The 20,040-nt window shown below is 72.2% G+C and carries 17 protein-coding genes; 15 read left to right on the forward strand and 2 right to left on the reverse strand.

Translation table 11 applies throughout. The features are described 5' to 3' along the window. The first annotated feature begins 29 nt into the window (after positions 1–29). From ACFYML_RS04830 to ACFYML_RS04890, 13 genes are all read left to right on the forward strand, one after another. On the forward strand, positions 30–1,262 hold the full coding sequence (locus ACFYML_RS04830; protein WP_387419334.1) for an SLC13 family permease: 1,233 nt from the start codon (positions 30–32) through the stop codon (positions 1,260–1,262). Between the two features lie 260 nt (positions 1,263–1,522). Continuing rightward, on the forward strand, positions 1,523–2,827 hold the full coding sequence (locus ACFYML_RS04835; protein WP_387419335.1) for a M14 family zinc carboxypeptidase: 1,305 nt from the start codon (positions 1,523–1,525) through the stop codon (positions 2,825–2,827). A gap of 807 nt (positions 2,828–3,634) precedes the next feature. After that, the gene (locus ACFYML_RS04840) at positions 3,635–4,567 is read left to right on the forward strand and encodes a glycosyltransferase family 2 protein (protein WP_387419336.1); all 933 of its coding nucleotides are present in this window, start codon (positions 3,635–3,637) and stop codon (positions 4,565–4,567) included. Further along, positions 4,564–5,883 (forward strand): hypothetical protein, encoded by a 1,320-nt coding sequence (locus tag ACFYML_RS04845; RefSeq protein ID WP_387419337.1) that lies wholly within the window; start codon positions 4,564–4,566, stop codon positions 5,881–5,883. The genes ACFYML_RS04840 and ACFYML_RS04845 overlap by 4 nt, the downstream gene beginning before the upstream one ends. After that, the gene (locus tag ACFYML_RS04850) at positions 5,880–6,995 is read left to right on the forward strand and encodes a lipid II:glycine glycyltransferase FemX (protein ID WP_387419338.1); all 1,116 of its coding nucleotides are present in this window, start codon (positions 5,880–5,882) and stop codon (positions 6,993–6,995) included. Before ACFYML_RS04845 ends, ACFYML_RS04850 begins: the two co-directional genes overlap by 4 nt. Continuing rightward, entirely contained in the window at positions 6,992–8,314 is a 1,323-nt protein-coding gene (locus tag ACFYML_RS04855; RefSeq protein ID WP_387419339.1) for a hypothetical protein, read from the forward strand. The genes ACFYML_RS04850 and ACFYML_RS04855 overlap by 4 nt, the downstream gene beginning before the upstream one ends. After that, positions 8,311–9,354: a phosphotransferase family protein gene (locus tag ACFYML_RS04860; protein WP_387419340.1), complete on the forward strand. Its 1,044-nt coding sequence runs from the start codon at positions 8,311–8,313 to the stop codon at positions 9,352–9,354. Before ACFYML_RS04855 ends, ACFYML_RS04860 begins: the two co-directional genes overlap by 4 nt. Before the next feature lie 25 nt (positions 9,355–9,379). Then, the gene (locus ACFYML_RS04865; protein WP_387419341.1) at positions 9,380–11,656 is read left to right on the forward strand and encodes a glycosyltransferase; all 2,277 of its coding nucleotides are present in this window, start codon (positions 9,380–9,382) and stop codon (positions 11,654–11,656) included. Then, positions 11,653–12,468 carry a polysaccharide deacetylase family protein gene (locus ACFYML_RS04870; RefSeq protein ID WP_387419343.1) on the forward strand — a complete coding sequence of 272 codons (816 nt, stop codon included), beginning with the start codon at positions 11,653–11,655 and terminating at the stop codon, positions 12,466–12,468. The genes ACFYML_RS04865 and ACFYML_RS04870 overlap by 4 nt, the downstream gene beginning before the upstream one ends. Positions 12,469–12,509: 41 nt before the next feature. After that, entirely contained in the window at positions 12,510–13,904 is a 1,395-nt protein-coding gene (locus ACFYML_RS04875; RefSeq protein WP_387419344.1) for a lipopolysaccharide biosynthesis protein, read from the forward strand. After that, positions 13,901–15,742: a hypothetical protein gene (locus tag ACFYML_RS04880; RefSeq protein WP_387419345.1), complete on the forward strand. Its 1,842-nt coding sequence runs from the start codon at positions 13,901–13,903 to the stop codon at positions 15,740–15,742. Before ACFYML_RS04875 ends, ACFYML_RS04880 begins: the two co-directional genes overlap by 4 nt. A gap of 104 nt (positions 15,743–15,846) precedes the next feature. Beyond that, positions 15,847–16,188 (forward strand): hypothetical protein, encoded by a 342-nt coding sequence (locus ACFYML_RS04885; protein WP_387419346.1) that lies wholly within the window; start codon positions 15,847–15,849, stop codon positions 16,186–16,188. Continuing rightward, a complete protein-coding gene (locus ACFYML_RS04890; protein ID WP_387419347.1) occupies positions 16,181–16,393 on the forward strand; it encodes a hypothetical protein in 213 nt (70 codons plus the stop codon). Before ACFYML_RS04885 ends, ACFYML_RS04890 begins: the two co-directional genes overlap by 8 nt. Before the next feature lie 42 nt (positions 16,394–16,435). Here the strand turns inward: ACFYML_RS04890 and ACFYML_RS04895 are convergent, their stop codons facing one another. After that, positions 16,436–17,455: an NAD(P)/FAD-dependent oxidoreductase gene (locus ACFYML_RS04895; RefSeq protein ID WP_387419348.1), complete on the reverse strand. Its 1,020-nt coding sequence runs from the start codon at positions 17,453–17,455 to the stop codon at positions 16,436–16,438. Positions 17,456–17,534: 79 nt separating this feature from the next. Between ACFYML_RS04895 and ACFYML_RS04900 the strand changes: the two genes are divergently transcribed. Together ACFYML_RS04900 and ACFYML_RS04905 are read left to right on the forward strand one after the other, a co-directional pair. Next, the gene (locus tag ACFYML_RS04900; RefSeq protein ID WP_387419349.1) at positions 17,535–18,146 is read left to right on the forward strand and encodes a helix-turn-helix domain-containing protein; all 612 of its coding nucleotides are present in this window, start codon (positions 17,535–17,537) and stop codon (positions 18,144–18,146) included. Next, positions 18,143–18,832, forward strand: coding sequence for a methyltransferase (locus ACFYML_RS04905; protein WP_387419350.1), 690 nt, complete (start codon positions 18,143–18,145; stop codon positions 18,830–18,832). The genes ACFYML_RS04900 and ACFYML_RS04905 overlap by 4 nt, the downstream gene beginning before the upstream one ends. Here the strand turns inward: ACFYML_RS04905 and ACFYML_RS04910 are convergent. After that, positions 18,822–19,640, reverse strand: a complete 819-nt coding sequence (locus ACFYML_RS04910) for a polysaccharide deacetylase family protein (protein WP_387419351.1) — start codon at positions 19,638–19,640, stop codon at positions 18,822–18,824. The genes ACFYML_RS04905 and ACFYML_RS04910 overlap by 11 nt on opposite strands. Positions 19,641–20,040 lie beyond the last annotated feature (400 nt).

Genomic DNA, 20,040 nt, shown 5'->3' on the forward strand with positions numbered 1-20,040 from the left:
GCCCGACGACTCTGCGAGGATCACGGGTCGTGGAGACCGTCGGCGACCCGCCGTCCGCCGCACCGGACCGATCCCGCTGGGGCCGGCTGCACGTGCTCGACTGGATCGCGATCGGGCTCGCCGCCGGCGGCGTCCTCTGCGTTCTCACCGGACTGCTCCCCCGCGCGGACGCCGAGGCCACCGTCCGCCGGATCCTCCCCATCCTGATCTTCCTCGGCACGGTGGTGGTGCTGGCCGAGCTGACCGCGGTGGCCGGGGTCTTCGACGCGCTCGCCGCCCGGGTGGCGATCACCGCACGGGGCAGCTACCGGGCCCTGTTCTGGCTCTGCGTCGGCTTCGCCTCGGTCACCACCATCGCGCTCAACCTGGACACCACCGCCGTCCTGCTCACCCCGGTGATGATCGCCCTGGCTCGCAAGCTCGGCGTGCCGCCGACGCCGCTGGCGATGACCACGGTCTGGCTGGCCAACACGGCGAGCCTGCTGCTGCCGGTGTCCAATCTGACCAACATCCTGGCCAGCGACCGGATCGGGCTGGCGCCGGTGCCGTGGGCGGCCCGGATGTGGTGGCCGCAGCTAGTCGCCATCGCGATCACGATGTTGCTGCTCTGGTGGTGGTACTGGCGGCCGGCGCGGGCCGGCGCCGATCCGTTCACCCCATCGCCGCCGCACCTGCCGCCCGACCCGGTGCTCTACCGCACCGCGCTGGGCGCGTGTCTGCTGTTCGTCGCCGGGATCCTCGCCGGGGTCGAGATCGGACTCGCATCCGGGGTGGCCGCGGCGATCCTGGTCGCCGGCTTCGCCGTACGCGCCCGGCGCAGCCTGACGTTCCACCTCGTCCCCTGGCGGCTGCTGGTCTTCGTCACCGGGCTGTTCCTGGTGGTGCAGACCATCGGCCGGCACGGCCTGGACACCGTCATGGGGGCGCTGATCGGCGGCGACCCGGGCGCCGAGGGCGCGTTGCGGGCCGGCGGCGTCGGCGCGCTCTTCGCCAACGTGGTCAACAACCTGCCCGCCTACGTGGCCGGCGAGGCGGTGATCGCCGCCGACCACCACACCCAGTTGCTGGCCCTGCTGGTGGGCGCCAATGTCGGCCCGCTGGCCACCCCGTGGGCCTCGCTGGCCACCCTGATCTGGTACGAGCGCTGCCGAGCCGCCGGGGTCGCCGTCCCGCTGGGCCGGTTCGTGGCCACCAGCGCCGCGCTCGCCGCGCTGGCCACCACCGCCACCGTCGCCGCCCTGCTGATCGCCCCGCCCGGCTGACCGGCGCTCACCGGAGCCGCCAGCCGGGCGGCAGGTCGCCAACCGCACACCCTTGACCAGCCGTTACGGGTATCGATACGGTCGCTTGATCTTGCCCTCGTGACGGGAATCCGGGCCGCGGCACCGAGCACGGCCACCGAAAGGACGGAGGTGAGTCGCCGCTCTCGCTCGCCCGTTCCTGTCCATGCAACGACAGCAAAGGGATGAATCGAATGTGGATCAGCAGACATAGCCGCCTCCCCTGGCGCGCAGGACTGTCGGTGGCAGCCGCTGCCTGCCTCGCCATCAGCGGCCTCGCGGCACCCGCGGCCGCCGCCACGGTCGAGTCGGCGCTGCCCAGCGGCAACACCGCCTACCGGACGTTGGCCGACTACGAGCGCGACATGGAGACGTTGGCGCGTGAGCACGCCGATCTGGTCAAGCCGCTGACGCTTCCCTACCCGACCTCGTCGGGCCGGCTGGTCCGCGGCCTCGAGATCACCCGGAACGTGCAGGCCAACGACGGCAAGCCCGTCTTCGTCACGGTCGGGATGCACCACGGCAACGAGTGGCCCAGCGGGGAACTCGTCATGGAGTACGCGGTCGACCTGGTGAACGCCGCGTCCGCCGGCGATCCCTACGTGTCCGCCCTGCTGGACCGTGCCCGGCTCGTAGTCGTGCCGGTCGTCAACGTGGACGGGTTCGTGCGCAACCGCCGGCAGACGGACACCAACGTCGACATGAACCGCAACTACGGGTTCGGCTGGCTGCCGATCTCGACGGGCGGCGCGGCGCCGTGGTCCGAGCCGGAGGCGAGGAACATCGAGTGGCTGCTGTCCACCCGACAGGCCACCACCTTCGTCACCCAGCACACGTGCATCCAGGTCGTCCTCTACCCGCCCCTGCAGCTGGCGGTCGGGCCGACCCAGGACGTGGCGCGGTACGAGGACCTGGCGACCAGGATGGCCAAGCGCTACGGCGCGAACTACATCCCGCGCGACTCCGCCCACGACTACGAGACCACCGGTGAGGCGATCGACTGGGCCTACTTCGCGACCCGGGGGCTGGCGTTCACGGCCGAGACCTGCCCCGATCGTGGCCTCCCGCGGACCTTCCAGACCCAGGTGACGGACACCTACCCGGCCCACCGGCTGGCGATGTTCGAGGCGTTGGAGAACACCGCCGACCCGGCACAGCACGCGGTCATCGAAGGCAAGGCACCCAAGGACGCGGTGCTGCGGATCACCAAGTCCTTCGACATGTACACCCAGCCCTACCCGCAGCCGGACGGTACGACGCGACCGAGCGGGTTCCCCACGACGCTGACCTCCGACCTGGACATCACCCAGCCGAACGGCAAGTTCCACTGGTCGGTCAACCCGTCGTACCGGCCGGTGCCGCCGTATCAGGCCGACGGCGTGCACCCGAACCAGACCGGATTCCACACCGAGCCGTGGATCCTGACGTGCGAGCGACCGGACGGCACGGTCCTGCAGCGGACGCCTGTGAACGTCGACCTGGGCCAGACGGTCACGGTCGACCTGCAGCAGTGCACCCGCAACTTCCACAAGAAGGACCTGAAGTAACACCCGCTGGACGTGGTGCCGGCCGGCTCCGACCTCGGTCGCAGCCGGCCGGCACGCGCTGAGCAAGAACGGCAGCGGGTCGCCGGCCCTCGGCGAGATCCCGCAGCCCCACCCGGTCCCGCCGCGCGGCGCGCTGCCAGCAAGGGCTGCCACCGCCGCAAGCCCATTACCGCGCCGCCCTGCGAATAGGGTCTCACCAGGCAATATCGAATCCCATTGAATGCTGGCCGCGCGTGCTCGAATCGAAGAACACCTTCAGCGTGGCTGGGCAGAGAAATGTAAAACCGCAGGTCAGAGCGGCAGCATTCAGGACAGTTCAAGCTGGCGGTGAGCGCCGACTGCCCACTCAGCGCGTCGTCGACCAGCAGCCGCCCGCCCGGTCGCGGGCCCAGCGCCGCCGGCACCTTCACTGGCGTCGCATCTCACGGCGTTCCCGTTGGTGGCCTCGCGTGCACGACCGCGGCTCGTGCCGGCAACAAACATGAGCAGACATCAGCCGACCGTCCGAACGGGTCGGCCGGGCGGACAGCCCTCCTGACGTCTTGTGCACAATCGACCTGATCCATCACATAGTTCCGGCGTGTTCCCTTTTGCATCGTGTTAGCTTTTCCTCCAATTCACCTCGGCCCAAACCGGGCCAAATCAGGACAATTCGGACATCGGGCACAAAGGGGTGAATTGTGCCCGCGAATTACGGGGGAAAGAGCTGATGAAAGGTACGTGGACTGCTGCCGCCTGCGGCAGCGCCGGGGAGACCGGCTTTGCACGGCGGACCGGCCGCACGGCGTCCGTCCGGGAGGGGATCCGGTGACCTTGAACCGGGACATCGACACGCACGTCCCCAGTCAGCTGACCGAGGAACCACCGCTCACCGCACCGTCCGGGCAGGGTGACCGGGCACTGAGCATCCTGCGGATGCGGGAACGGCCCGCGGACGAGGCCGGAGCGGTCGACGCTGGTCCCGAGCGGCAGACCGTGAGTGTGGTCATCCCGACGCTCAACGAGGAGAAGAACATCGCGTGGGTGCTCGAGCGCATGCCGCCGATCGTCGACGAGGTGGTCCTCGTCGACGGGCACTCGTCGGACCGTACGGTCGAGGTCGCCCGCGCCATTCGGCCGGACATCGTGGTGCTGACGCAGAACTGCCGCGGGAAGGGTGACGCGGCCCGGGTGGCGTTCGCCGCGGCCACCGGCGACCTGATCGTGATGATCGACGCCGACGGCAGCATGGATCCCCACGAGATCCACCACTATGTCACCCCGCTCATGAACGGCTACGACTTCGTCAAGGGCTCGCGGTTCCTGACCGGCGGCGGGTCGACCGACCTGACTGCGCTGCGCCGCAGCGGCAACCAGGTGCTGGTGCGGTTGACGAACAGCTTCTTCCTCGTCCACTTCACCGACCTGTGCTACGGCTTCTTGTCCTTCCGCCGCGACTGCCTGCCGGCGCTCGCCCTGACCGCGCACGGTTTCGAGATCGAGACCGAGCTCGTGGTCCACGCGCTGAAGGCGAACCTGCGCATCGCCGAGGTGCCGAGCAACGAACTCCCCCGCCGCTGCGGCATCTCCAACCTGCGCACCTTCCGGGACGGTCAGCGGGTGCTCCGGACCCTGCTCCGGGAGCGGTTCGTACGGCGCCCCCGACCGGTGGTGGACCCGATCGACCACCGCGTGCTGCAACGGTGGCAGCCCCCGCCCGTCGAGTCGACCGGCCCGACCCTGAGCGAGGTGCCCCGATGAGGACTCGCTCCCCGCGGCGTACCCGGGTGGCGCGCGGTGTCCACGCGCTCGCCCTGCTGCTGGGCGTACTGCTCGGCGCCGCACCCCTGCCCGGCGGGCTCGCCACACCGGCCAGCGCGGCCGCCGGTGACATCGGCTACGTCGGTCCGTCCACCTCCGGCGACGGCTCGGCGGCGACCGGTGAGAAGCCGGAGAGCAAGCTGTGGTGGAACGACGGCGCCTGGTGGGCGGTGCTCTTCCACACCGGCAGCCAGACCCACCACATCTTCCGGCTGAACCGCTCCACCCAGCAGTGGGTCGACACCGGCACCATGGTCGACAACCGGCCGAAAACCCGTTCCGACGCGCTGTGGGACGGCACCCGGCTCTACATCTCCTCGCACGTTCGGGCCGGTTCGTCCGCGGATGCGACCGCCGGCAACCCGGCCCGGCTCTACCGGTTCAGCTACCACGCCGCGACGAAGACCTACACCCGCGACACCGGCTTCCCGGCACAGATCAGCAACTACTCCAGCGAGACCCTGACCATCGACAAGGACTCGACGGGAGTGCTCTGGGCGACCTGGACACAGGGCTCGAAGGTCTACGTGAACAACACGACGGGCGGGGACGCGGTCTGGGGCACCCCGTTCGTGCTCCCGGTCACCGCCGCCAGCAACCTGGACAGCGACGACATCTCGTCGTTGGTGAGCTTCGGGGGCTCCCGGATCGGCGTGATGTGGAGCAACCAGGTGCAGTCCGCGGTCTACTTCGCCGAGCGCGTCGACGGCACAACGCGCTCCACCTGGGACGTCTCGCGTACGGCGGTCCAGGGTCCGAACAGCGCCGACGACCACATCAACCTCAAGGCGCTCGAGGCCGACGCCGCCGGACGGGTCTTCGCGGTCATCAAGACCGGCCTCGACGACGCCGGCGCCACGAGCTCAGCACCGTTGATCATGCTCCTCGCCCTGGACCCGTCGACCCACGACTGGTCCAGCTACAAGGTCGGGCGGATCAAGGACTGCCACACCCGGCCGGTCCTGCTGCTCGACTCCGAACATCAGATGCTGTACGTCTTCATGACCGCGCCGGACAGCGGCTGCCCCTACACGGGCTACCCGGGAACGATCTTCATGAAGAGCTCCCCGATGGGCAGCATCACCTTTCCCGACGGCCGCGGCACCCCGGTCATCAGGGACGCCCTCTCGCCCAACATGAACAATGTGACGAGCACCAAGCAGAGCGTCACCAGCGCCACCGGCATGGTCATCCTGGCCAGCAACGACGTCACCCAGCGCTACTGGCACGCCGACCTCCCGCTGGGCTCGTCGTGAGCGCCGGGACCACCCTCGATCCCCGCCTCGGGCCGGCACCCGGCGACCCGCGACCGCTGCGCGTGACCAGTCCCGCCCCGGCCGACGTGTGGGAGCAGGTGCTCGCCTCCGCGCCGAACGCCCTGCCCAGCCAGACGCCGACCTGGCTCCGCTGCGTGTGCAGAGTCAAAGGCTACGAGGACGTGTCGCGGCTCTACGAGACCGCCGACGGCAGGCGCCTCATCCTGCCGCTCGTCCGGCGCCCGGGGCTCGGTCCGATCCTCGCGACCGACTTCGGACTCCCCGTTGGCTGGGGACCGGGCGGGCTGGTCTGCGAGGACGGCGATCTCCGCCCGGAGGACGTCCGGATGGTGGTCGCCGACCTGACACGGCGGCACGTGCTGAGCACCCTGGTCCGCCCCGACCCGGCGGCGGCCGGGACGTGGGAGGCCGTGGTGCCGGCGAGCGTGCTGCGCGAGAAGCGGATGACGCAGACGGTCTTCCTCGACGGCGGCTTCGACGAGGTCTGGCGCAAGCGGTTCCGCAGCGACACCCGCAACCGGATCCGGCGAGCCGAGCGGGCCGGCGTCGTCGTCGAGTGCGATGACACGGGCCGCCTGGTCCCGATCTTCCATCAGCTCTACGGCGAGTCCGTCGACCGCTGGGCGCGGCGGGACCGGCTCCCGCTCCCGCTCGCCCGCCGGCTGGCCGCCCGACGGGAGCCGCACCGGAAACTGCGCACCGTCGCGGAGATGCTCGGGCCCCGGTGCCGGATATACGCCGCCCACCATGAGGGACGACCGGTCGCCGCAATCGTCGTGCTGTTCGCCGCGACGACGGCGATGTACTGGCGCGGCGCGATGCTGGAGCAGTTCGCCGGCCCCGTCTACGCCAACTACCTGCTGCACAAGACGGCGATCGCGGACGCGATCGAGGCCGGATGCACGGTCTACAACATGGGCGACTCGGCGCGGGTGTCCTCGTTGGAGCTGTTCAAGAGCCGCTTCGGCGCCGTCAGCCAGGACTACGCCTGCTACCGCATCGAGCGGGTGCCGATCACTCCGCTGGTCGAGCGCGCTCGGGGCGGCGTACGGCGGATCCTGGCGCTCCGGCCGGTACGGAGTAGTGCATGATCCGTACACCGCCTGGCTTGCCGGGCCCGCCGACGACGGCGGTGGCGGGGCATCCGGAACCGCGACGGCAGGCGGAAGCGGCGACAGCCGCGCCCGGGCTCGCCCGGTCGGTGCTGGCCGGCCTCGACGAGGCCGGCGTGCGCTGGTGCCTGCTCCGCGGCGGTCCGGCGGCGCTTGTCGCCCCCGGGGACCTGGATCTCCTGGTCGCGCCGGCCGATCTCGCGCGGGCCGTGGCCGTCATCACGGCCCACGGGCTGATCCGCCTGGCCAGTCACGGCCGGGGCAGTCACCGGTTCTTCCTCGGGCTCGACGCGGCCACCGGCTCGTGGGTCGAACTCGACCTGGTGACGGAGCTCGCCTACGGCCGGCACTTCGAGGTGCGCACCCGGGCCACCGACCAGTGTCTGGGCCGTCGGGCACGCCAGGACGACGGGTGGGTACTCGCGCCCGGAGACGAGTTCTGGGCGCTGCTGCTGCACTGCGTGCTCGACAAGGGCAGGTTCGCCGACCACCACCTGCGTCGTCTTCGACAACTGGCGAACCACGCCACGCTCGACAGTCCGCTCGCCCGGGCGCTGCCGGACCGGGCGACCCGGATGCTGCTGGCGTACTGGCGGGTCGATTGCCCGGCGGCGCTGCCGGCCGTCCGTCGGCGACTGCTCAGCACCTGGTGGTGGGCCCATCCGGCCAGCGCGACCCGCCGCCTCGTCGGCTCCACCGCCCTGCGCTCGATCGAGCGGCCGTTGCAGGCGTGGAGCCGTCGGGGTGCCGGCGTCGCTCTGATCGGCCCCGACGGATCGGGGAAGTCCACCCTGGCTCAGGCGATCGAGTCGACGTTCTACTTTCCGGTACGCCGCGTCTACATGGGGCTCTGGCCGTCGCACGAGGCGCCGCGCAGTACCGCTGAGCAGGGCATACGCATCCTGCTGCGCCCGTTCACCGTGTGGCGCCGCTACCTGGCGGCGGTGCGCCACCGGGCGCTGGGCCGGCTGGTGGTCTTCGACCGCTACGTCTACGACGCCCTGCTGCCGCCGCGCGGGCCGCTGGTCTGGCTCAAGCGACCGTACTTCCAGTTGCTGAGCCGACTCTGCCCGGCACCCGACGTGGTGCTGCTGCTGGACGTCCCGGGGCCGGTCATGCACCGCCGCTCCGGGGAGTACGACCCCGAGCACCTCGAGCGGGAACGCGAGCAGTACCGGCGGCTGCGCCAGCGAATTCCGCACCTGGAGCGGGTCGACGCCGACCGGGCGCCGGAGCTGGTGCTCGCCGACGCGCTCGGCCGGATCTGGCGGCACTACGTCGAGCGGACGGCCCGGTGAGGGGCGCCGTGCAGTGGGCGCAGCCGGTCCTGCGGGACCGGCTCGCCTGCTGGCTGCACCGGCCCGAGCGGAGCTGGACCGCCACCGTCGCGCCCCGCCTGGTCGCCCGGGCGACCACCACCGACGACACGCGGTGGCGGACCGAGTCCGTCGCCTTCACCAGCACGTCCGTCGCCGTGGCCACGGTTGGCAGCCGCGGGGCCGGCGAACGCTACATGGTCAAGGTGCCCTGGACGCACCAGGCCACCGAGGGGCTGCGGCGCCAGGCCGAGGTGCTCGACCTGCTGTGGACGAGCCCGCGCCTGCCCGGCCTGCGCTCGCTCCTGCCGTACTGCGTGGCGCGGGGCGAGGTCGACGGGCGCTACTACTGCGTGGAAGGGGCGCTGCGCGGCGCTCCGGCGAGCGGGATGATGCTGCGGCGTAGCCGGCGGGCCGCGCTGCTCGCCTCCGCCGGCCGGGTCATCCACGACCTCCACCAGCGCACCCGCGAACGGACCCTGCTCGACCAGGCCGCCCTGGAGGAGTGGGTGGACGTCCCGCTCCGGCGGCTGTGGGAGTTCGCCGCCACCCACCCGCGCCGTGGCCGGTTCCTGGACACGGTCTGGCGACTACGCGAGGAACTCGTCGTCGCCCTCGTCGGCCGCACCGTGCACACCTCCTGGATCCACGGCGACTTCTGGCCCGGCAACCTGCTGGCCACCTCACCGGACGGCCAGGTGACCGGGATCGTCGACTGGGACCGGGCCGCGGCCCGCCAACTCCCCCTGCACGACCTGCTGCACCTGCACGTCCTCGCCCGCCGGCTGGCCCGCGGCGACGAACTCGGCGAGATCGTCGTCCAGGCGCTGCGGCACGGGATCGACCGGACGCTCGACGTCCCCGCCGACGAGGCAGCCGCCTGGCTGGACGGCATCCCGCCCCGCCCGGCCCTGCTTCTCTACTGGCTACGCCACATCCTGCTGTTCATCGACTCGGAAGGTGACCATGACGATCCACGCTGGATCCGCGGAAACGTCGAACGCGTCCTCGCCAACGTCTGAGCCGGTCGCCGTCCTCGATTCGGCGGTGCCAGCCCGGCCCGGCTCGGCCCCGACCGTGACCGTGGTCGTCTGCGTCTACACCGAGCGGCGGTGGCCACAGATCGTCCGGGCGGTCCACTCGGTGCTGGCGCAGGACCTACCGGCGGCCCAGGTCGTCGTGGTCGTCGACCACAACCCGGCGCTGCTGGCGCGGGTGTACGCCACGTTCCCCGAGCTGACCGTCGTGCCGAACGTCGGCCCGCGCGGCCTGTCGGCGGCCCGCAACACCGGGGTGGCCCGAGCGACCGGCGAGATCGTCGCCTTCCTCGACGACGACGCGGAGGCGGAGCCCGACTGGCTGGCCCGGCTGCTGCCGCACTACCGGGACCAGCAGGTGCTCGCGGTCGGCGGCCACGCCGTACCGGCGTGGGAGGAGGAACGGCCGCGCTGGCTGCCCCCCGAGTTCGACTGGGTGGTCGGGTGCAGCTTCACCGGCCAGCCCACCGAGGTCACCCCCGTGCGGAACGTCATCGGCTGCAACATGTCCTTCCGCCGGTCGGTGCTGAACCGCACCGCCGGCTTCGACCCGGCGCTCGGCCGGGTCGGCCGGACACCGGTCGGCTGCGAGGAAACGGAGCTCTGCATCCGGATCCAGCAGCTCGAGCCGGACGGCGTGGTGCTCTACGAGCCGGCGGCCCGGGTCCGGCACCGGGTGACCGTCGATCGGACGACCTGGCGCTACTTCCGCCAGCGCTGCTTCTCCGAGGGACGGTCCAAAGCGGTCGTCGCCCGGCTGGTCGGTAGCGACGCCGGGCTCGCCACCGAGCGCACGTACACCCGCCGCACCCTGCCCGCCGGGGTGCGCCGCGGCCTGCGCCAGGTCCGTGCCGGCGACCGCGCCGGCCTGCTGCGGTCCGGCGCGATCGTCGCCGGGCTGCTGGTGACCGCCGCCGGCTACGTCTCGGCCCAGGCCATGCGCGCCTCGCAGGCGGTCGGCAGACCGGGCCCCCGGCGGGCGGGCCCGGCACCGGTACGGGTGCTCGCCGTCGAGCTCGCCGAGGGGGTGCCCGACGTCCCCGACACGGGCGGCCCGGACGGTACCCGGTACGGCGCGGCGCAGGTCCTGGTCCGGCTGCACGGGGAGCCGCTCGGGCTGGTGGACGTCGGGCTGCCGGCCGGCGGGCTGACCGCGCCGGCGCTCACCGCCACGATCCGGGACCGCCTCGCCACGGCGATCGACGCGCACCTGCGCCACGACGGCCTGCCCACTCTCGACCGGCTCGACGCCCGCCCGGTCAGGGAAACCGTCGGGTCGTGTCCGTCCCGCCGAACGGCGGCGGCGCACGTCCCGTTCGTCAGCGTGGTCCTGCCGACGTGTGGACGCGCGCCGCTCTTCGAGTCCACCCTGGACTCGCTCGCCGCGCTCGACTACCCCCACTTCGAGATCGTCGTGGTGGACAACGCGCCGCAGGTCAGCGACACGGCACGGACCGTCGCCAGCCGCGCCGCCGCCGATCCCCGATTCCGCTACACGAGTGAACCGCGACCCGGCGTCGCGCACGCCCGTAACCGGGGGCTGGCCGAGGCGCGGGGCGGGATCGTGGCCTTCGCCGACGATGACCTCGTCATCGACCGGGGGTGGCTGCGCAGCCTCGTCGACGGCTTCACCGACGACGACGTGGTCGGGGTGACCGGCCACATCCTCGCCCGGGAGCTCGACACACCGGCACAGATCTGGCTGGAGCAGTACGGCGGTTACGGCAAGGGTTGCCAGCGGCGGAGGTTCGACCGGTCCGGGGTCGCCACGCTCGATGCGGAGGGCGCACGCCGCGTCGACCTGCCACCGCGCTCGCTCCACCCGTACCTGCCCGGATCGTACGGCTCCGGCGCCAACATGGCGTTCCGCACCGATGCGCTGCGCCGGTTGGGCGCCTTCGATCCGCGGCTGCGCAGCGGGGAGGACATCGACCTGCTGCTGCGTACGGTGCTCGCCGGGCACGCGCTGACCTACGAGCCGGGGGCCATCGCCTGGCACACGCACCGACGTGAGCTGCGGGCGCTGCGCCGGACCATGTACCAGTACGGGGTCGGCCTCGGCACCGTACTGACGAAATGCCTGACGAGCGACCCCACCGCCCGACGCGAGCTGGTGCGGCGGCTGCCCCGCGGCATCGCCTACGCGCTGCGGCCCGGATCGGCGAAGAACAACCGGAAGCAGGCGGGCTATCCCGCCTCGCTGACCGTCCTCGAGCTCTGCGGACTGGCGCTCGGGCCGGTCCACTACGCCGCCGCCGCGGCCCGATCTGGAAGGAGCCGCAGGTGAACCGTCAACCGAAGACGGTCGTCCCCGTCCTCTGCTACCACAGCATCGGCGACGTACCCCGAGACAGCACGCTGCGCTGGTCGGTGTCACCGGGCGACTTCGACGAGCAGATGGCGCTGATCCGGGACCGAGGGCGTACGCCGATGACGGTGAGCGGCTTCGCGGCCGTGCTGCGCGGACTGGCCCCGCTGCCGCCACGACCAGTGCTGATCACCTTCGACGACGGCTTCCCCGACCTCGCCGACACCGCACTGCCGGTGCTACGCCGACACCGGCTCACCGCCACCGCGTACGTCATCGCCGCGCGGGTGGCCACGGCGCCGTCGCAGGACGGCGATCCGTCACTCGACTGGGACCAGCTCCGGGAGCTGCACGCGCATGGCGTGGAGATCGGGTCGCACAGCCGGAGCCACCCCGCGCTCGACTGTCTACCCCCGCACGAGCTGCACCATGAAATCGCGGGGAGCCGACAGTGGCTGGAGAACGGTACGGGGACGTCGGTCCGGTCGTTCGCCTATCCGTACGGCTACCACAGCAATGCCGTCCGGACCGCGGTGCGCGCCGCCGGCTACTCCTCCGCCTGCGGAGTCAAGAACGCCCTGAGCCACCCGGACGACGACGTCTTCGCCATCGCCCGGGTGCTGATCGAGCGGGACACCGGCGTCGCCGGAATCGGAGCCCTGCTGCACGGCACCGGCTGGCCGCTGGCCTGGCGCGGCGAGCGGCTGCGCACCCGGGGTTGGCGCGCCTACCGACGGGCCCGACACCTGGTGCACACCGCGCGTCCGCGACTGCACCAGCCGACCTCGTGACGGCGCCGGAGAGCACCAGGGACGGGAGGAGGGACGCCGTCGTGAACGCCCAACGTGCCGGAACCGCGGACGCGCCGGTCGGCCGCGCGGCTCCCGGCGCCAGCATCGGTGAGGCCGGCTCGCGGACCGTCCCGGCGTGGCTGGAGGCCATCCCGAGCGTCGCCGCGCCGATCGCGTTACGCCTGCGGCAGCACCTGCGCGACCCGCTGAACGGCAACGTCTACGCGCTGATGCTCAACACGGCGGTGAGCTCGCTGCTCGGCATCGCGTACTGGGCTCTCGCCGCCCGCCTCTACTCGCCGACCGAGCTCGGCATCGGGGCGGCGACGGTGTCCACGATGACGTTTCTCAGCAACCTCGCCCAGCTCAATCTGAACGGGGCCCTCGCCCGCTTCCTGCCGGCTGCGGCGGGGCGGAGCGGCCGGCTCGTCGGGTACGCGTACGCGGTCACCTGTCTTGCGGCGCTCGCCCTGAGCGGCGGTTTCCTGCTGCTCGCTCCCCTGGTCACCGACCGGCTCGATTTCCTGCACCGCACCCCCCTGTTCGCCGTGGCGTTCGCCGTCGCCGTCGCCTGCTGGGGCGTCTTCACCCTGCAGGACAGCGTGCTGACCGCCCTGCGCGGGGTCGTCTGGGTCCCGGTCGAGAACACCGCCTTCGGGCTCGCCAAGATCGGGCTGCTGGTGCTGTTCGCCGGCATCGTGCCGAGCCTGGGCATCTTCATCTCGTGGAACCTGGCGGTCGTCGCGGCGCTCATCCCCGTCAACATGCTGGTCTTCCGCCGGTTGCTGCCCCGACAGCGGGCACTGGGCACCGAAGCGGCGCTGCCGGGCCGTCGGGGGCTCGCCCGGTTCGTGGCGCTGGACTACCTCGGATACCTGTTCATGCAGGCCGGTACGAATGCTCTGCCGTTGCTCGTGACCGCCCGGTTGGGCGCCGAGGCCAACGGCGTCTTCTACGTGGCCTGGCTGCTCGGCGGCTCGCTGGAGCTGGTGGCGTACCACTTCGGCACCTCGCTGACCGTGGAGGCCGCCGCCGACGAATCGCGGCTCGCGGCATACGCGCGGCAAGTGCTGCGCCGGGGCCTGCTCCTCTTCGTACCGGCGGTCGTCCTGCTCTGCGCGTCGGCGCCGCTGCTGCTGGCCCTGTTCGGCAGCGACTACGCCTCGCCCGGCTCGGACACCCTGCGGCTCTTCGCCGTCGCGGTGCTGCCCAAGTTGCTGCTGACCGTCTTCGTCGCGGCGTCGCGGGTGCAGCGTCGGGTGGGGCGCATCATCGCCGTGCACGCGGCCACGAGTGTCCTGGTGGTCTCGCTGGCGGTGGTCGCGATGGCGCAGATCGGGGTCGCCGGGGTCGGCGTCGCATATCTCGCCGGACAGCTCGTGGTGGCGGCGGCCGTGCTGCCGTCGCTGGTGCGGCTGCTGCGGGGCGCGTCGTGAGCGGCGCCGTGGCCCTGCTGGCCGCCCCGGCCTCAGCCGGCCGGCGGATCCGACACGGCCTGCTCGCCGGTGCCGAGTGGGCTGCGCCGGCGGCGGCGCTCGCGCTCGGGGTCTGGGCCCTGCGGCGGGGGGACGCCGCCGACATCGGGTCGCTCGGCCTGGTCACCGCGCTCCGCCCCGAACTGTACGTCGCACTGGCGCTGCTGACCGCGAGCTTTCTCCGCGGCGTCTTCCGCCCCCGCCCGGCTTCCGATGCCCTGCTCGCCGCGCACGTGGTGGTGCTCGTCATCCTGCTCTTCGGCGCGGCGCCGATCATCGAGCCCCTGCCGCGGGTGATCTCGGGTTGGCTGCACGTCGGCTTCGCCGACTACATCGCTCGTACCGGGGAGACCCTGCCGGACTTGGACGCCCGCTTCAGCTGGCCCGGATTCTTCGCGCTGACCGCCATGGCGACGCGGCTGGGCGGGCTGCCCGACGCCATGCCGCTGCTCGCCTGGGCGCCCGTGGTGTTCAACCTGCTCTACGGCGTCGCGGTGTTCCGGCTCGCCCGGTTGACGTCGACGGACGCCCGGACGGCGTGGCTCGCCCTCTGGCTGTTCTTCCCCGCCAACTGGGTGGGGCAGGACTACTTCGGCCCCCAGGCGATGAACTACCTGTTCTACCTGGTCCTGCTGATGGTGCTGCTCCGCTGGTTCCGCCCGGTCGCGCACGACAGCCGGCAGGGCGTGCGGACCTGGCGGCGCCCGAGGGCCTTGCTGCTGCGCCTGCTCCGGATCCCGCCGCGGCCGCTGCTGCTCGAACCGGGGGCCGATCGGGCCAGCCCGGCGTCGCTGGTCGGGCTGGCCGCGGTGGTCCTCGTGATCTTCGCGGCCAGCACCGTGAGCCACCAGCTCACCCCGATCGCGATCGTGATCTGCGTCGGTGCGCTGGTGCTGGCCCGCCGTTGCACGCTCCGTACGCTGCCGATCCTGCTGGCCGTCATGCTGATGGCCTACATCAGCTACGGCGCCGTCGCGTACTGGGCGGGGCACCTGGACGACATGTTCGGCTCCTTCGGGAAGGTCGGCGGCACCATCAACGACGGGGCGGTCCAACGGGTACGAGGCGACGCGGGGCACCAGATGGTGGTGCTGCTGCGGGTCGTCCTCGCCATGGCGGTCTGGGGGCTGGCGGCCATCGGCGCGTGGCGGCGAATGCGCCGGGGACAGGCCGTCCTGGGGCTGCTGGCCCTCGCCGGTGCACCCTTCCTCCTGCTGGGGATGCAGAGCTACGGCGGCGAGATCTTCCTCCGGGTGTACGCCTTCGCCCTGCCGTTCATGGCGATCCTGCTGGCCGCGCTGCTGGTTCCGGTGTGGCCGGCGCGGCGTCGCGTCCCCGCGGCCCTCGCGGCGGGCGCGCTGAGCGCCGTCCTCATCGGCGCGTTCTTCGTCGCCCGATACGGCAACGATGCCTTCGAGCAGGTCCGCCCGGGCGACCACCGGGCCGTGGAGTGGCTCTACGCGCACGCCCCGGCGGACGCCACGTTCGTCTCGGTGACCTCGAACGTCCCCTGGCGGGCGAAGGGCGTCGAACGGTACCAGTACCGACCCCTCGGCCAGGATCTCGGGCCGACCACGGTGCCCGCCATCGAGGAGGAGATGCGGGCCAACCCGAAGGGCGCCTACCTGGTCATGACGAAGGGGCAGTTCGTCTTCGCGCAGTCGTTCCTGGGCAAGCCGCGAGGCTGGGGCGAGGACCTGGAACGCCAGGTCGTCGACTCAGGACGGTTCCGGCTCGTCTACCAGAATCCCGAGGCGAGGGTCTACGTCCTCGGCAGCAGCGAAGGGGGCGGCCGGTGACCCAGATCGCCGATCCCGGCATCGATGCCAGTCCAGGTTCTCCAAGCCAGCCGGCCCCGCCCTCGCTGACGGACCTCCCGTCGGGTGTCCCGTGGTCAGCGTTGGTGACGCTGGTCGCCGGTGACGCTGTGCTCGCCCTCGTCCTCTGGGACGTGCCGGGCATCCTGCGGACCGTCATCGTCCTCGCCTACCTCGCCGTGGCGCCGGGACTGGCCTGCGCGAGGCTGATCCGGATCCCGGACGGCCTCACCCGGTTCGTCGTCGGCGTCGCGCTCAGCCTCGCCCTCGGCGTCCTGGTCGCGCAGGGGATGCTCCAGCTGCACCTGTGGTCGCCGCTGCTCGGGATCGTCACCCTCACCGTGATCGCGTCGCTGGCCGCCCTGATCGAGCTGGGCCGGGACGTGCTGCACCCCACCGGAGGCGACGGATGGAGCCGGCATGACTGACATCGTCCTCAGCGTGGCACGGTCCGGGCCCGTCCAGGCGACCGTGCTCACCCTGCTCGTGGTGGCGCTCATCGCCCGGATCGTGGCGCAGCTCGCCGCGCGACCGGCGCGGCTGGAGATCCTCCGGACCCTCGACATGGTGGCCGCACCGCTGCTCGTCGCGTTCGTCGTCATCATCCTGCAGCGGTTCGCTGAGCTGAGCTGACCGTGGCCGGCGCAGCCCAGCTCACCCCCGCCCGTCGCCCCTTCACAGGCCGTGGCGGCGGTCGCCCGCCACCAGCTCGCTGATCCGTGCCTCGGACCGGGCCGAGAACGGGTCCCGGTGGGCGGCGACCGCCTGCCGGGTCTCCTCGGCCACCAGATCGGCGTTGATCTGGGCGCCCGCGCCCGCGCCGGCCGCGGCGGCGGGGCCGACCTGGGCGGCCGGGTCGGTGACGTTGCCCGCGACCCACACTCCGGGCACCTCGGTACGGCCGGTCGCGTCGGCGGGGATGTGCTCCCCGACTCCGGCGGGGTGCGCCGCCGGCCGTAGCCCGAGCGCCGCCAGGAACCCGGCGCGGGCCACCATCCGCGGCGCGACCACCAGGGCGTCGCGGTGGACCAGCCGGCCGTCGCCGAGGCGTACGCCCACGAGACGGTCCTGGACGGCCTCCAGGGACGCCACCTCGCCGGCCACCACACGGACGCCGCGGGCGGCCAACTGCTCCGCCTGCTCATCCGTGGGCGGCGGCATGGTGTGGGGGAAGAACGTGACATCGGCGCTCCACTGGCGGAACAGCAACGCCTGGTGCACCGACAGCGGCCCGGTGGCCAGCACCCCGATCGCCCGGTCCCGCACCTCCCAGCCGTGGCAGTACGGGCAGTGGATCACGTCCCGGCCCCACCGGGCCCGCAGGCCCGGCAGGTCCGGCAGCTCGTCCACCAGCCCGGTGGCCACCAGCAACCGGCGCGCCCGGACGGTCCGCCCGTCGGTCAGCGCCACCCCGAACCCGTCGTCCGCGCGCGTCGCGGCGCCGACCTCGCCGGGCACCACCTGGCCGCCGTAGTCGCGGACCTCCGCCCGGCCGCGCTCCAGCAGCTCGGCCGGGGGCATCCCGTCGCGGGCCAGCAGCCCGTGCACCCCGTCGGCCGGGGCGTTGCGCGGGGCACCCGAGTCGATCACCAGTACCGATCGGCGCGCCCGGGCCAGCATCAGCGCCCCGCTCAACCCCGCGGCACCCCCGCCGATCACCACCACGTCGTAGCTCTCCCTGAGCTGCTCGGTCATCCTGACCACCTCCCAGGGCAACCATCCGGGCCACCCGCGAAAGTGGCAAGCCTTGTTGCTGTTATGGCAAGCTGATGGCATGGACGACGACCTCGACCAGGCGCTCGACGCGGTCGGCCCCCGGCTCCGCGCGCTGCGCCGGCAGCGCGACACCACGCTCGCCGAACTGTCGGCCACCACCGGCATCTCGGTGAGCACCCTGTCCCGGCTGGAGTCCGGCACCCGCCGGCCCACCCTGGAACTCCTGCTCCCCCTGGCCCGGGCCCACGACGTCACGCTCGACGAACTCGTCGGCGCCCCGCCCACCGGAGACCCGCGCATCCACCTGCGCCCGGTCACCCGCCACGGCATGACCATGCTGCCGCTGACCCGCCGAGCCGGCGGCATCCAGGCGTACAAGCTGGTGATCCCCGCCAGCGGCCGGCGGAACGAACCCGACCCGCAGACCCACGAGGGCTACGAATGGCTGTACGTCCTCAACGGGCGGCTGCGGCTCGTCCTCGGCGACCACGACCTGGTGCTCTCCCCCGGCGAGGCGGCCGAGTTCGACACCCGCGTACCGCACTGGTTCGGGGCCGCCGACGCCGAACCGGTCGAGTTCCTCAGCCTCTTCGGCCGGCAGGGCGAACGCCTGCACCTGCGTGCCCGCCCCACCACCGGCTCCCCGCGCTCTGGCAGAGTTGCCGGATGAGCGCAACCCGATCCGCCGCCCAGGCCTGGGACGAGGAGTACCGGCGCGGCCGGTATCAGGACGAACCGCCGGTCGCGTTCGTCGCCGACATCCTGGCCGCCGCCCGCCGGGTGGGCGCGACCGACGGGCTCTACGTCGGCTGCGGCAACGGCCGCAATCTGCTGCCGCTGGTGGACGGCGGGCTCGACCTGCTCGGCCTGGACATCTCCGCCGAGGCGGTCCGCCAGCTCGCCGACCGGCGACCGGACCGGGCCGGGCGGCTGCGCCACGGCGACCTGGACTCGTTGCCGCCCGGGGCGACCTGGCCGTTGGTGATCGGCATCCAGGTCTTCCAGCACGGCGACCGCGGGCAGGCACACCGGCAGGTCCGCGCGGCACAGCGACGGGTCGCCGCGGGCGGTTTGATCTGCGTACGCGTCAACGCGGTCGGCACGGATGTGTGGCCGGCGCACGACGTGGTCGAGCGGGCACCTGACGGCGGATTCACCGTGCGCTACACGGCGGGGCCGAAGCGCGGGCTGGACATCCACTTCTTCGGTGCGGCGGAGCTGGACCAGCTCTTCACGGGGTGGGCACCGGTGCTTCCGGCCCGCCCGCAGCGCACCGAGCGGGACACCCCCGGCACCGGGCAGTGGACGCAGTGGGAGGCCATCTGGCGCCGCCCGGCGGAGCTGGTCACCCCGTAGCGGCGGCACCCTGCGGTTGCCCGCCTGGTTGCCGAGCTGGTGACGGCAAGCTGGACTGGCCGGTCCCAGGTGCGTCGACGGGCAACGCCTCGAGCTGGAAGCGGCTCAGCAGGTCGGGCAGAAACGTCGCGAGGGCGGTGGCGGTGTTCTGCCGGTCGCCGCCGCCGTCGTGCAGGAGCACGATGGAGCCGGCCCTGGTGTCCGCGGTGACGGTGGCGATGATGGCGGCTGCTGCCGGTTCCTCCCAGTCGCGGGGGTCCACCGCCCAGTGCAGGCCGGTCATGCCCAGGTCCTCGGCGACGTCGACCAACTGTGGGGTCCAGTTTCCGCCCGGCTGCCGGAAGTACCTGATCGGGGCCTGCGGTGCGGCGGCGTGGATGGCCTGGCTGGTCCGCAGCAGATTGCCCTCAATGTCCAGTCGTGGCCGGTTGCCGAGGTCGAGGTCCTCGTTCCAGGTGTGGTTGCACAAGGTGTGACCGTCGGCCACGATGGCCCGCACGAGTGCCGGATACGCCGCCGCATTCTTGCCCAGCAGGCAGAACGTCGCCTTGACGTGCTGCTGGCGCAGCGTCTTCAGGACGAGCGGAGTCCAGGTGGGGTCGGGTCCGTCGTTGAAGGTCAGCGCCACCTGCGCCGTGCCGGTGGTCAGCTGGACACCGGCGGGGACGGGGGATTCGGTGGCGGACGGCGGTTCGGCCGACGATGGCGCGTGCGGCAGCAGGGACCGACTGATCAGATAGACGCCGCCGACCAGCACCGCCAGCACCAGGGTCAGGACGGCGGCGCGCAGCGCCGGAGACCGGCGCATCAGGTTGTCCTTCGGCTGTCTGCCGCCGCAGGCATGTCATGGCTGGTCACTGTCGCCCTCTCTCCCGATCCGACAGTCGCCACGTTAGCTGCCAAACAATCCCAATTCGCGCGTATACAAACATAATCATCCCCTATTGGCGCGTTAAGGCTCAAACCGGCAAGTGGGCAGCGGGCTACATAAACGTCGTAGGAGAGGCGAAATGCGAATGTGATTCTGGGTGGAATCCAGGAACGACACCGACCTCGCCCCCCTCGGACCGAACCGGATCAATCGCGCCGGACGATATCCGCCCCAGCGGAAGGCTCCCGCACCTCGTGGAGGTGCACACGCGGCAGCCGGGGGCCGGTCGGCGTCTCGCACGCATGGCCGCGCGACTTCGCCGCCCGGCCGCAGTTCG

Source organism: Micromonospora sp. NPDC007230 (genome assembly GCF_042869115.1).
In the GTDB taxonomy this organism is placed as follows: domain Bacteria; phylum Actinomycetota; class Actinomycetes; order Mycobacteriales; family Micromonosporaceae; genus Micromonospora.

Excerpts from the sequence above, each read along its gene's own strand:
- ACFYML_RS04845 (WP_387419337.1), top strand. The coding sequence starts at position 4,564 with ATGAGGACTCGCTCCCCGCGGCGTACCCGGGTGGCGCGCGGTGTCCAC.
- ACFYML_RS04855 (WP_387419339.1), top strand. The coding sequence starts at position 6,992 with ATGATCCGTACACCGCCTGGCTTGCCGGGCCCGCCGACGACGGCGGTG.
- ACFYML_RS04890 (WP_387419347.1), top strand. The coding sequence starts at position 16,181 with ATGACTGACATCGTCCTCAGCGTGGCACGGTCCGGGCCCGTCCAGGCG.
- ACFYML_RS04895 (WP_387419348.1), bottom strand. The coding sequence starts at position 17,455 with ATGACCGAGCAGCTCAGGGAGAGCTACGACGTGGTGGTGATCGGCGGG.
- ACFYML_RS04900 (WP_387419349.1), top strand. The coding sequence starts at position 17,535 with ATGGACGACGACCTCGACCAGGCGCTCGACGCGGTCGGCCCCCGGCTC.
- ACFYML_RS04905 (WP_387419350.1), top strand. The coding sequence starts at position 18,143 with ATGAGCGCAACCCGATCCGCCGCCCAGGCCTGGGACGAGGAGTACCGG.
- ACFYML_RS04910 (WP_387419351.1), bottom strand. The coding sequence starts at position 19,640 with ATGCGCCGGTCTCCGGCGCTGCGCGCCGCCGTCCTGACCCTGGTGCTG.